Source organism: Bradyrhizobium sp. UNPA324 (assembly GCF_006658635.1).
Taxonomy (GTDB): Bacteria; Pseudomonadota; Alphaproteobacteria; order Rhizobiales; family Xanthobacteraceae; genus Bradyrhizobium; species Bradyrhizobium nanningense.
The window spans coordinates 755,678-768,410 of sequence record NZ_LFJD01000004.1 but is presented as its reverse complement, the minus strand read 5'-3'; the positions used below and the strand labels follow the sequence as shown (position 1 = coordinate 768,410).

Here is a 12,733-nt window from a genome sequence, read left to right as displayed (position 1 = left end):
CACAACCGCTTGAGCCAGCTTCATTGAATTCGAATGACGACTGTGTCCGCGGCGCCAGTGGCATCGATCACGGTGAGCCGCGCAAAGCCGGGACCAGGTGGATCGATCAGGCGCTGGCGGCGGCCGTCGATCTCCCCAAGCGCCGTGCCGTTAACCATGACGGTCATCGGCAGAACGCCGCCGGCGACCTTGACCGGCATTGCTGCGCTCTCCTGCCCCCCGGAACGATCGACATCGATCCGCGAGCCGTTCAGCGGAAACTGGATGTGAAGCGACTGCTCGCGGCCGGTCCGCACCAGCTCCCCCACGGGACGGAACCGCTTCAGCGGCAACGGCAGCTTGGTGTTGCTGGCAAGCAGAGTTCCCCTTGGCGGCTTCGGCAATGGGGCCAGCGTCTTGCCGGTGCGGGCAAAGGCATCGAACAGAATCGGTGCAGCGGCGACCCGCCCGATCAGGCCCGGAACCGGCGCGCCGTCGGGCCGGCCAACCCAGACGCCGATGGTCATCCGGCCGTCGAACCCGACCGACCAGGCGTCGCGATAGCCGTAGGAGGTCCCGGTCTTGAAGGCGATACGGTTGTGAGCGGCATTCTCCGGCGGCGGCGTTCCCAAGAGCACGTTGCCGACCTGCCAGGCCGCGACCTGATCCAGTAACCGGAGCGGCTCGCGGTCGTCCTTGTCAGCCATGACCTCGCGCAGCGGCTTGGTGGTGCCGAGACGGGCGAAGCCCGCATAGAGCTGGGCGATATCCTGCAGCGTCACGCCGACGCCACCGAGCCCCATCGCGAGCCCCGGCGCTTCATCTTTGGGCAGCACCAGATTGCCGCCGGCCTGGCGCAGCCGCGACGCGAGCCGGCTGGAGCCGACGCGGTCGAGCAGCACGATCGCCGGGACGTTGAGCGACAATTGCAGCGCCTTCTTCACCGGCACCGTGCCCTGGAAGGTCATGTCGAAATTTTCCGGCGCATAGGAGCCGAAGCGGGCGGGACGATCGTCGATCAGGCTTTCCGGATGAACGAAGCCGTCTTCGAAGGCGAGCCCGTAGATGAAGGGTTTTAGCGTCGAGCCCGGCGAACGGATCGCGCGGGTCATGTCGACCTGCCCTGCCCGGCTCTCGTCGAAATAATCGGCCGAACCGACGCGGGCGAGCACGTCTCCGCTCTCATTGTCGACCACGATGATGCCGACCGAGATGTTCGGCCCGAGCGCAATGGCGCGGTCGCGCGCCAGCGGCTCCAGCACCTTCTGCAGGTTCGCGTCCAACGTCAGCTTGATGACCGGCTTGTCCTTGACGGTGGCCAACGCGGTATCCGACGCATGCGGCGCCAGGATCGGCATCGGCTTGCGCAGTTTTGGCACGGGCACGGCCTTGGCCTGCCGTGCGTCGTCTGCGCTGACGACTTGCTCCTCGACCATGCGATCGAGCACGCGGTCGCGCGCCTTGCGCGCGGCCTCCGGATGGCGATCGAGCCTGCGCGTCTCCGGCGATTGCGGCAGCGCGACCAGCAGCGCGGCCTCGGCCAGCGACAGGCGCTTCGGCTCCTTGCCGAGATACCCGATCGAGGCGGCGCGGATGCCTTCGAGATTGCCGCCATAAGGCGCCAGCGCGAGATAGAGGTCGAGAATCCGCTCCTTGCTCATGCTGCGCTCGATCTCGATCGCGCGCACCATCTGCCGCAGCTTGGCATGGAGCGAGCGCTGACGTCTGGGCTCCATCAGCCGCGCGAGCTGCATGGTGATCGTCGAGCCGCCCGAGACGATGTGGCCGCGCGTCGTGAGCTGTAGCGCAGCCCGCCCCAACGCCAGCGGGTCGATGCCGTCATGGGCGTAGAAGCGCTGGTCTTCATAGGCGAAGAGCAGTTTGAGATAGGTCGGGTCGACGTTGGACCTGGCATCGACCGGCAGCCGCCAGCGGCCATCTGCCATCGCATAGGCCCGTAGCAGCTTGCCGTTGCGGTCGACAATGGTGGTGGAGACCTGACGCGCCTCGTCGAGCGGCAGCGGGCCGAGCGAGTAGACCCATGCGACGAAGCCGATGATGGCGAGGATGAAGGTGAGAGCGGCGGCTGAGAGGATGCGAAGCCCTCTGCCCCGTGCTCCGTCATGGCCGGGCTTGTCCCGGCCATCCACGTTCTTGCCGGCCGTGCCGCAGGTCGTGGATGCCCGGGACATCTGCGCGAAGACGCGCTTCGCGCTCTTGCCCGGGCATGACGACTGTGTATGCGGCTCCGTTGCGCTCATTCAATCGCCACTCACTTCGCCGCCCGCACCTCAACCGTCCCCGTGCCGGTGCGGCCATAGCGCGAGGGATTGTACATGTCCTCGACATAGGCCTGCGGCAGCACGTATTTGCCCGGCGACACCGCGCGCACGACATAGGCGACGGTGAAGACCGATTTGGAATCCGAGGCCCGATCGACCGCCGCGGTGAAGCGGTCGTCGCGGAATTCGGTGTTTTCGGGCTCCTCGCCGTCTTCGATCCAGTCCAGCGTGCCGCTGTCGCCGGACGAGACCAACTGCGGATTGTCGATCTCGAGGCCGGCCGGCAGATAGTCGGACACCATGATATGGCCGTACTCGGGCTTGGCCTCGGTGATTTTCAGCACCACCGCGAAGCGCTGGTTCTGCTTGACCTTGCTGATGTCGGCCGGCTTGCCGTCGAGCGTGAAGTAATTGCGCTCGATCTTGAAGCCGTTCGACGCCGCCGGCTCCGGCGTCACCGGCGAACCCGACACCGAGACGACCGCCTGCACCGGCGCATCGCCGGTGTTGGAGATCTTCAGCGGCTTGCCGCTCAGCGTATCCGCCTTGTAGCTGCGGTACAGCGCAGTCTTCACGGGCTGACCGTCCACTTCCATGGACAGGTTCTCCTTGGCGAGCGCCCGCGCCGCCAGCACCAGCCACGCATTCTCCTGCGTCGAGGTGTAGGGCGTCAGCCCGCGCGCGGTCTCGACCCGCGACACCGCTTGCGTCAGCGTCGCCTTCGGCGCGTTGCCTTCGCTGGCAAGCGACACCAAAGCTGCGGCATCGCGCAGCTGCGAGCCGTAGTCGGTGCGTCCGAACTCCAGCACCGGCTTCGGCGCGAGGCTGTCGAGCGCGGCGCCATAGACCCGCTCCGCACGGTTGCGGTCGCCGACCAGAGCGAGTGCCGCCGCGAGCTGCGACTTCGCGATCGGCGTCGCGAGGTTGCTCAGCTTGGTGTCGGCGAGATAGCGAAGGTCGCCGATTGGCGCAGCGCCGTTGCGCGCGAGCACGTAGAGGCCGTAAGCGAGATCGCGGCCGCCGTCCTTCTCCGGCTCGTTCGCGTTAACGACCGAGTTGCGGATGCGGTCGAGCGCGTTCTTGAACAGCACGTCCGGCACCGCAAAGCCCTTTTCACGGGCACGGGTCAGGAAGTCCGTCACGTAGGCGTCGAGCCAGGCATCGTCGCCGCCCGCCGACCACAGACCGAACGAGCCGTTCGAGCCCTGGCGCGCCAAGAGCCGCTCGATCGCATCGCGGATGCGCTGGTCGACTTCGGTGTCCATGGCGAGATGCGCGCCGGCCGCAAGGTCGTTGACATAGAGCAGCGGCATGGCGCGGCTCGTGATCTGCTCCGAGCAGCCATAGGGGTAGCGGTCGAGCGCTTTGAGGATCGTCGCGGCGTCGAGCGCGGTCGACAGGCTCGCCGATACCGAGACGCTGCCGGTGCCCGGCACGAGGTCGGAGAACATGTCCGAGGTCAGCGTCAGGCTCTCGCCCTTCGCAAGGGTCCGGATCGAGCGCCGTGCCAGCACCTGCGTCGCCGCCTTGACGTCGAGCGCGTAATGGCGCGCCAGCGTCAGGCCGTTCGGCCCCTTGATATCGACGTCGAGCGTCGCCTGCCCCGCCGCGGTTGCGTCGACCGCGAGCGAGAAGGAATTGCGCTGCTTGGCGGCGAGCTTGACCGTGGTCGCGGGATTGCCGGTCATCTTCAGCGGCCCGCCGGTCTTGACGTTGATGACGTAGTCGCCGGCCTGGCCCTCGACATTGTCGATCTCGAGGTTGACCGTGCCGTGGTCGCCATTGAGGAGGAAGCGCGGCAGGGTCGTGGTCAGCACAACAGGGTCGCGGATCACGACGTCGGTGTTGGTGCGGCCGAGCTTGGTCGCGGTCCACGCCACTGCCATCACGCGCGCGGTGCCGGCGAACTCGGGAATGTCGAAGCTGACTTCCGCGGTGCCGTCAGCGGCGACGGTCACGATGCCGGAATAGAGCGCGAGCGGCTTTTGCGTGGGCGGCGAGCCCTGGAGCTCGCCCGCACCCGCATCGCCGCCGGACTTGATCTGGCCGCGCGTGCCGGACATGCCGTCGATCAATTGCCCATAGAGATCGCGGATCTCGGCACTCAGGCGACGCTGGCCGAGATAGTAATCGTCCGGAGCCGGCGGCTTGTAATTGGTGAGGTTGAGGATGCCGACGTCGACCGCAGCGATGACGATCTTGGCGTCCTCGCCCGGATTGAGCCCGTCGAGCTTGACCGGGATCTTCAGCGTCGAATTCGGCCGGACCAGCGCCGGCGGCGACACCTTCACCTGCAAGGTGCGGGTCTGCTTGTCGATGCCGAACCATTTCAGCCCGATCGCACGGCCCGGCATGCGCTGGGCAGCGGCATCGAGCGGACGACGCAGCGTCGCCACCACGTAGGCGCCCGTGCCCCAGTCCTTGCCGACCGGGAGCTTCACTTGCGCGGTGCCTTCCTTGACGTCGATGGTCTGGGTCGTCAGCAGGCGGTCGCCGAGCACGTTGATGGTCAGCTTGCCGGCGCTGCGGACGTTGACCGACACCGTCATGGTGTCGCCGGAGGAATATTGCGGCTTATCGATCGAGGTCTCCAGCAGGTCCGGCGTGTCGGCGCTGCCGTCGGAATACCAGCCGACGTCGAACTGCACCGAGGTCACTGGGCCATCGGCGTCGCTCGACTTCACATCGAGCCGGTAGCGGCCCGGCTGGGGGCTGAGCGAAATCCGCGCCGGCTTGTCGGCCGCAACGGTGACGTCACCGTCGGCGACGCGCGAGGTCGACTTGACCGGCTCGTACTCCCAGTAATTGTTCTGGCGATACCATTGGTAGCGCGACTCCATCTTCAGGAGCTCGTAGCGCAGGCCGTCGCGGCGCAGCTTCTCGCCCTCGGGCGAGACGAACACGACGTCGAACTCGGCCTTGTCGCCCTCGGCGACGTTCTTGTCGCCGAACAGCGGCTTGACGCCGATCTGCGCCGCGGAGGGCGCGACCGGCAGCACGATCTTGCGCTCGACGGCACGGCCGCCGGTCTCGACCATGCGGACGAAGATCTGCGCCTCCTGCGGCCGGGTCGAGACCGGCTGCTTGTCCAGCGTCACCGGGAAGGTCGCAACGCCATTGGCGTCGGCCTCGGGCAGGTTCTCCAGCGGCGTGCGCTCGTTCGAATTGGTCTCCTCGTCGGCGACGCCGAACTGGTAGCCGGCAAAGCCCGGACGCTCGGCCGCAGGCGCGACCAGCATATCGCCTTCGAGTGCAAGCCCCGAGGCAGGCGCGCCATAGAGGAAATGGCCGTCCGCCTTAAGCTCCACTGGAGCGTTAGCCTTGATCAGCTTGTCCTTGGCCGACAAGTCGAATTCGATCCTGTCAGGGACGTAATCCTCGACCATGAAGGTGGTCTCGCCGACCGAAGAACCCTTCGGGTCAGTGAAGGCGCGCACCCGCCACGTCCCGGTCGGCACGGCCGAATTGAGCGGCACGGCCAGCGTCCGGCCGCCGGCACCCTGGTCGGCCAGCAGGGCACGGCGGAATTCGACGCCGTCGGGGCGTTCGATCACCAGCGTCAGCGGGCCGCCGGCGACGGCATTGCCCTGCCCGTCGCGCAAGAGCGCGGTGAGATAGACGGTCTCGCTGGAACGGTAGACGCCGCGCTCGGCATAGACGAAGGCATCGGCGCCTGCAGGCACCACGCGGCCGGAGACGCCGCGGTCGGACAGGTCGAAGGCGGAGGACTTCAGGCTGAGGAAGGCATAATCGGCCTTCTCGCCGGTGACCGTCAGCATCGCCGGCGACAGGCCGCCCTCGCCGCGTGCAAGGCCGGCCTCGAACAGCACATGGCCGCTGTCGTCGGTCTTGCGGGTCGCCAGGATTTCGTTGTTGCGGGCAACCAGCCGCACCTCGGCCTTACCGACCGGATCGGTCGAGGCCAGCGAGTTGACGAACACGTGGATGCCGTCATTGCCGGAATAGGCCGACACGCCGAGATCGGAAACGATGAACCATTGCGTTGCTAGCTGATAATCGTCGTCCGAGCCCGGGCCCTTGGCCGCGGCCGTCATCACGTAGACGCCGGGCTGAAGCTCGCCGAGCGCCTGGTCGACCGGGAATGCCGTGGTGACGTCCTGGTTCAGCGTCATCGCGGTCGCGAGTTCGCCGGTCCAGACCTTGACCCCGCGCTCGTCGCCGAGATCGCTGAGCTGATACTTGGACAGCGTCTTCTGGAGGTCGCTGTCAACCACCGTGTTGATCAGGTTGCGGTCACCGATCCGGAACACGTTGATGTTGACCGCGGGCGTGTTGACGCTGACCACGGGAATGCCGCGCTGCCCGGTCCTCGGCAGCACATAGGCCCGGCTGGTGAAGCGCACGAACGGCTTGCGGTCGCGCACATAGATGTTGAACTCGGCCGATTTCGGCAGGCCTTCCTTCACCGTGGACGGCAGGCCGGCGCGCAAATTGATGTTGTAGCGCTCGCCGTGCTTCAGCCCGTCGACGCAGAGCTGCTTGCCCTCGGCAGACAGCGCCGGCTTGTCCTGGCCCGCCAGCGCCAGGAACGGCGCGAAGTCGGTGCGCTTGGCCAGTTCCTCGGAGAACTGGAAGCAGGCGCGCGGGCTCGCCGAGTCCGAGTCCACGGTATAGTCGAGCAGCCTGAAGCCGTGCTCGTCGCGCATTTTCTCATATTGGCCGCGGACGTCGGCGACCTCGCGCATGTCGAGCGACAGCCGCAGCGCATCCAGCGCCGGCCGCCACAGCTTGCGTTCGGCCAGCGACTTGCCGAGCACGGCGAGCGCGTCGGCCTCCTCGCCCGGATTGCCGGCGCGCTGGTAGGCGATGTAGGCCGCGGTCGAGGCGCGCTCCAGCAGGAAAGTCTGCTCGCTCGAGCTCTTCGGCGAGATCTGGAAGATCACCTTGGCGAGCCGCAGCCAGTTGCCGGTGTCTTCCGGTGCGGTTGCCGCGATCTGGCCGAGCACCGACAGCCCGGTGCGATAATCGTTGCGCCGGAAAGCGGCGTCGGCGTCCGTCTTCAGCGTCGCGCTGGTCTTGGCGACCGGCCCCGCCTCGCTCTTGATCTGGGCCTCCAGCTTGATCGCGGAATCGGCGAGGTCGTCGCGCTTGAACGCCTTGTCGGCAGCGTGCGCCGCGCAAAGGCCGAGCGCCAGCGCGGCGCAGAATGTGACGGCGCGAACAAGACCGATCATGATGGACTCCCGGAAATCGCGGACAGCCGCCCGCAGGCAGCATGAGATGCGCGGAAAGGTGACGGACTCAAGGCGATGGAACCAAAGGTGCAAATCGTCGCATTCGCCATGGAAAGGCAAGCCCAGAGGAGACCGATCAAAATACCGCCGCGCACGCCGTCCTGATGGCGCAGCAATACCTGACCCGTCGTCCGGCGACCCTATCCCGGAAGCTGGCCAGCGTTCCCGGCGATGTGATCCATCGTCCAGTCCGCTGCCGCTCACCCCGGCACCCTGACATGCCACCGTCTCGCTTTGTCGCGGCATTGAGGAAAACGGTTCGGTTCAGGCTTGGCGAAAGACGATATTTTTCATAATGGCATGGTAGATGAACAGCCAGCCCCCAAACCGGAGGGGCTCCAGACGGTCCCGTAGCTCAACTGGATAGAGTAGCGGATTTCTACTCCGCGGGTTGCAGGTTCGAGTCCTGCCGGGATCGCCAGCCTCATTGTTGTCCAGCCCGATTCGCCAGCCCAGATCACGGGCCGCCCGCCAGGAAAAGACTGCGATTGTTCCTGTTCGAAAACTCGGCTACTGGTTGCAGCATCGATCTATTGGAACTGCATCGATGATGGCCCGGGGGCTCACATTTATCTATGTCGAATACGGCGACATGGAACGGCTCCAACTTGAGCTGCGATATAGTCTCTCGACTTTGCTCTATTGGGGTCGACCGTTCCCTTTGGATGTCGTTGTCTACACCGACAAGCCGGCGCGCTACGCCGATTTGCCGATCCGGCTGGTGGACATCTCGGGCGAGATTTCGGAGTTTTCCCGCGGCGGGCTTTACCATCACCGCATTAAGCCATGCGTCCTCCTGAAGGAGATGACGACGAGCTCGAACTACTGCGTTATGGCCGACACTGACACCTTCTTCCGCGAGGGCTTCTTCGAGCGGCTGTTGCCGGCGCTAAGCTCCGGCGCGGTTGCCGTCGATCGCCGCCACGGTCGCAATCCTATGCCCCAACTCGCCGGGTTCACGACCGATCTGCCGAACGTCGGCCCCTATCGCTACGATCCAAATCTTGCCGTTGAATACAACAGCGGGCTCACCGCGGTTGATCCAGAGCGGCATCTTCCCGTGGTGCAGGACGCTATCGCCTGGATCGACGCCGTGCTCTTTCATGGCGCGCGGCAGCTCACCATCGAGCAGATCGCACTGTCGGAGTGCCTGCGCGTCCACGCGATTCCCATCGCCACGATGCACCCCGCCTTCGGCCACTACTACCGGATCGCCCACAAGCGCTACATGCAGTGGCAGCTGCAACGCTGGAAGGAGAAAAATGGCCGGCGCTTTCAGCCGCAGCCAGGCACGATTCCGTACACCCGACTGCACGTAAGAGGCTTCAGAATCTTCGCCAAAGTGAGTGCGGTGCTCGGGCGCAAAGTCGAAACGCAGACCCGCTGGCGATGACCGCTCCGAGTGTCACGGTCGGCGCCAGAAAATGAGCGCGACGATCGTGGCTAGCGGAACCAGCATAGCGCTGATCCTGCCGACCCATTTCGCCATTCGCTCGATCCGGAATTGCAGCATCAGCCTGGCGGCTGATGCGGCGGCAGGGTCAGTTCTACGCATGGCAGCCTAATAGACGAGCGTCAGCGCGAAAGGAAGGCCGATTGGCTAGCGTTCGAGAACGGGCGTAAAACAAGCCGGCTAACCGCGACCGTTAATCGATTGATTCTTCGTGTTGTTGCCATTCCTGCCGGGATCGCCAGTCTCATTTGCCGATCAACCGTTCTTCACGAACGCGTGGGTAACCATACGCCGGCCTTTGCGCGGCGTGGATCAGCCCTATCTATCCGCCGGGCGAGATACGCCCGACAGGTTTTTTGAATGCAGCAATCCGAGTGGACGAGAATGGCGATCGCATCTGCGGTGGCAATCGTCGCGATGTCGTATTTGGCAATTGACGCAGGTGTGGTGAACACCAATGTGGTCACAAAGCCCATCGAGATGGCTCAGGCCTCCGTCGTCGGCGCCGCGATGGGGCAGCATCAGCTTGCCTTCGCCGTTCAGGAGTGGGCGCGTCGCGGCCACGAGAAGCCGCAGCTGGAGCATTGCCTGGCGATCGACTGATTGAGGCGCCCTCCTGGGCTATCGGCGAAACATTCATTCTTCACCGCCCGCCGACTGATGCAGGGCCCCTCTGTATGAGCCGGACCGTTTCTGGGCACGATAGTCTCCGCATCGTCATGGCCGGCCCTGTCCCGGCCATCCACGCCGTGGCCGCAGCAAAAAGAACGTGGATGCCCGGGACAAGCCCGGGCATGACGACGTCAAATGCAATCAGCCTGCCGACTGATGGTCCCGCCACCACCGCGCAACCGCCGCGGTGAGATCGTCCCACAAATCCGTCGGCAAGTCGGGGACCGCTACCCGAACGCTGTACTGGTCCGTGGTCGCGTCGTGAAACCACTCGGTCGCGGCGAAGTCGAAACCGAAGCTGCCGGCGTGGCGGATCGGAAAGCCTTCTCCACGGAGTTCGTTGCTCATGTCCTCGGCCGCCTGCCGCGCGCTCGTTTCGTCGAGGGGGCGCCTGCCCCGGAGGGTGACGTAGAGACCGTGGGCGAAATGGAGTTCGGCTGAAAGCTCCGGGAGCTTCGCAGCAAAATGGCAAGCCATGTTTCGGCCGTTGCGCAAGATCGCTGCAACACGCCGCTTCGTGAGGCCCCAATAGGCCGCGCTGCCCACAAAGGGCGGGAAGTGCGCCGGCAACGCCGCGCCGCCGAAAAGTCGCACCGCGTTGCGCGTTTCGGCCGAAAGACGCCTCCAACGATGCTCCGCCCGTGGCTCGTGCTCATTGTCATCCACGAAAACCGCCGAGCCGAGCCGGCCATATTCCGCTCCGAGCGAATCGAGCTTGTTGTGACTTCGCACCAGCACCAGCGGAATTGCGTATCGCCGGGCCCACCTCAGGATGCGCCGGATCCGGCCCGACCTGCCCGCAAAGCAGGTCGTGTCGCAGATCAGAAGATCAAGGACGGAGCCGTCACAGCGTAGCACCGCCTCGAAAGCGCCGGCGACGGAGCAGGAATCTAACAGAAGAATCCGCGGCGAATCCGCCGGAGCAAGCGCATCGCCCAGCGGCAGGCTCAAAACCTCGAGCCGCAAATGAGGAATAAAGCCCCGGATCAGCTCCAGTGTCTCGCCGTACGAGCCCGGAAGCACCAGGATATCAGCCTCCTCGACGATTTGCGCGGAGGCGAGCAGCACGGCGGAGATCGCGGCCATGCCCGAGGCAGTGTAGATCGCCGTGCTCGCGCAGCCGCTGTCGAGCTCATAGAATGAAGGACCGCGCACCGTCAGATCGGCCCGCTGGTAATCGTAACTGAATTCGAAAGGCCCGCTCGCGGGATCGGTCGTCTGCGACCAGGCCGTCTCCGTCGCCTTCCACTCGTGCAGCTCGTACTCCGCCCTCAGCGCCGCCGTGAGCTGGAATTTGAACCTGACGACCTCGTCGACCGATCGCGGACGCGCCAAATCGAGCCGACGTCTCAGGCAGTCGTTCAACAGCCCGAGTTCCTCATGCTTCCGTTCGAGATAGGCCTGAATGGTCTCCATGCGCGTCTTGATAGATCCGATCGCCTTTCAACGTGCGGAAAGCCTCCCGGGTCCAACGCGCGCCTGCTGCAACGAACGTCGATGTTCGCAGTTGAGACCTAAGCCAAGGAGGATCACATGGCTGACATCAGAGAGCACATGAAAATCATCGGCAAGGACGGCGCACATGTCGGCACCGTCGACCGCGTCGAGGGCAACCGGATCAAGCTGACCAAGAAGGACAGCCCGGAAGGTCACAAGGACCATCATCACTACATCGACACGAAATATGTCGGTGCCGTCGAAGGCGATGTCGTCAAGCTTTCAGTGAATGCCGACGCAGTCCCGAAGACGGAAGCCGCCTAAAGACGCCTGGTATCTTCTAAGGCACTTGGCTCTAAGGCACTTGGCCCCTTCGGGGGCCTTTTGTTTGTTCACGATCCGACTCCGCTTCGTTCCCAAAGCACGAATCGCAACCGGAAAAATCAGCGCGGCGCATTTCTTAATGTCGCGTTTCATCCAACCAACTTGTTCACGCATTCAGCCTCGCGAGTACCCGGCCGCAAACGGTATGCGTCGATCGCGGCATTCGACAGCAGCAGCCTGCGCCGCTCTCCTCGCAGCATCATGCGGTCGATCCTGTTTAGGATGAAGCGGGCTGACTCCCGGTGCTCTCCCGTGAGCAGGCCGGATCGGTCGAGGTATGTCCAGGCAATCTCAAAAGACTGTGCGCGCAGCTCGGGGTCGGTCATAACTGGCCAACGTCCGCAAGGAACGGATGTTCCTGTTCGAGCGCGAGCCAAGCGGGCCGCCCCGGGCAACGCCAGGCGCATCGAACCACGGCCGAATGGTAAAATGTGAAGGCCGCGCGGAACGAGATCACGACCAGCTCGTTGACGCCATGAAATCAAGTGGTGCCGATCTGCCAGCCCCGATCGGCTTTGAAGGGCCCCGTGCTTGTCCCCCGAGCACGGGGCTTTCTCATGCGGGATCGAGCGGCTGATCGACCTCGGCCTGTCCCGCCAATTTCCTCATGGAATGTCCTCAGTCCGCCCGCTCGTCGCGCCGCTCGCGCGCGAGCTCGTGCCAGGCCAAAGCGAGCTGAATCAGGCGTTGCCGGTCGGCGCCTTCCGACGCCGCGGCCCGCTTCATTGCGGCCTCCGCCTCACGCTGTGGGTCGTACTTGGTACACATGCGGCCGACCGTAGCTCGCCATCTGGACAAGCGCATGGCAATTTCATCCGTATGATTGCGGGGTGACGTCGTTTGCCGGACGGGGCGAGCGCCCCGGCGACCTCGCCGCATTGCTTGCGCTGATTGCGAAGCCATCAGGTTGAGCTTCATTCAGACGATCTGTGAACGGCGTCACAGTCTTGGGCCGGTATCTCGGTTAACAATGTCCCGACGCTCCAGGAGCGCGCGAAGGCAGCGATGGTGTTTTCCGTCATGACACAAGAAGCAGCAGCCTCAGCCAACGCCCCGACGCAACGACAAAGGGGCGACCTGCTCGGCATCGCCTATCTCGGGACCATCGCCATCGTGATGCTGGCCTGGATCGCCGGCCTGGTATGGGGCGCGATGGCGTTCTTCAACTGGCTCGTGGCTTGATCTACGGCGACATGCCTTCTTCCCAGGCAGGTCTTCTTCCCAGGTAAGGCTCTGACCCGACCAAGGCTCGTCGACGGGATGGTGAGCTA

General features: G+C 64.7%; 8 protein-coding genes and 1 tRNA gene. 5 read left to right on the top strand and 4 right to left on the bottom strand.

What is annotated here, in order from left to right; translation table 11 throughout:
* Positions 1-20: 20 nt before the first annotated feature.
* Together pbpC and UNPA324_RS03705 are read right to left on the bottom strand one after the other, a co-directional pair.
* Positions 21-2,129, bottom strand: coding sequence for a penicillin-binding protein 1C (pbpC, locus tag UNPA324_RS03710; protein WP_141938673.1), 2,109 nt, complete (start codon positions 2,127-2,129; stop codon positions 21-23).
* 122 nt (positions 2,130-2,251) lie between these two features.
* Complete coding sequence (locus UNPA324_RS03705) at positions 2,252-7,456, bottom strand: alpha-2-macroglobulin family protein (RefSeq protein ID WP_141933534.1); 5,205 nt, start codon at positions 7,454-7,456, stop codon at positions 2,252-2,254.
* A gap of 404 nt (positions 7,457-7,860) precedes the next feature.
* Here UNPA324_RS03705 and UNPA324_RS03700 point away from each other — a divergent pair.
* From UNPA324_RS03700 to UNPA324_RS03690, 3 genes are all read left to right on the top strand, one after another.
* Positions 7,861-7,937, top strand: a tRNA-Arg gene (locus tag UNPA324_RS03700).
* 9 nt (positions 7,938-7,946) lie between these two features.
* On the top strand, positions 7,947-8,909 hold the full coding sequence (locus UNPA324_RS03695) for a hypothetical protein (RefSeq protein ID WP_128921869.1): 963 nt from the start codon (positions 7,947-7,949) through the stop codon (positions 8,907-8,909).
* 444 nt (positions 8,910-9,353) lie between these two features.
* The gene (locus UNPA324_RS03690) at positions 9,354-9,572 is read left to right on the top strand and encodes a hypothetical protein (protein WP_245471901.1); all 219 of its coding nucleotides are present in this window, start codon (positions 9,354-9,356) and stop codon (positions 9,570-9,572) included.
* Between the two features lie 210 nt (positions 9,573-9,782).
* Here UNPA324_RS03690 and UNPA324_RS03685 read toward each other — a convergent pair whose 3' ends face one another.
* Positions 9,783-11,057 carry a PLP-dependent aminotransferase family protein gene (locus UNPA324_RS03685; RefSeq protein WP_141933532.1) on the bottom strand — a complete coding sequence of 425 codons (1,275 nt, stop codon included), beginning with the start codon at positions 11,055-11,057 and terminating at the stop codon, positions 9,783-9,785.
* Positions 11,058-11,174: 117 nt separating this feature from the next.
* Between UNPA324_RS03685 and UNPA324_RS03680 the strand changes: the two genes are divergently transcribed.
* The gene (locus UNPA324_RS03680; RefSeq protein WP_128921872.1) at positions 11,175-11,402 is read left to right on the top strand and encodes a DUF2171 domain-containing protein; all 228 of its coding nucleotides are present in this window, start codon (positions 11,175-11,177) and stop codon (positions 11,400-11,402) included.
* A gap of 149 nt (positions 11,403-11,551) precedes the next feature.
* Here the strand turns inward: UNPA324_RS03680 and UNPA324_RS03675 are convergent, their stop codons facing one another.
* The gene (locus UNPA324_RS03675; protein WP_128921873.1) at positions 11,552-11,788 is read right to left on the bottom strand and encodes a hypothetical protein; all 237 of its coding nucleotides are present in this window, start codon (positions 11,786-11,788) and stop codon (positions 11,552-11,554) included.
* A gap of 694 nt (positions 11,789-12,482) precedes the next feature.
* Between UNPA324_RS03675 and UNPA324_RS34960 the strand changes: the two genes are divergently transcribed.
* On the top strand, positions 12,483-12,644 hold the full coding sequence (locus tag UNPA324_RS34960; protein WP_164936569.1) for a hypothetical protein: 162 nt from the start codon (positions 12,483-12,485) through the stop codon (positions 12,642-12,644).
* Positions 12,645-12,733 lie beyond the last annotated feature (89 nt).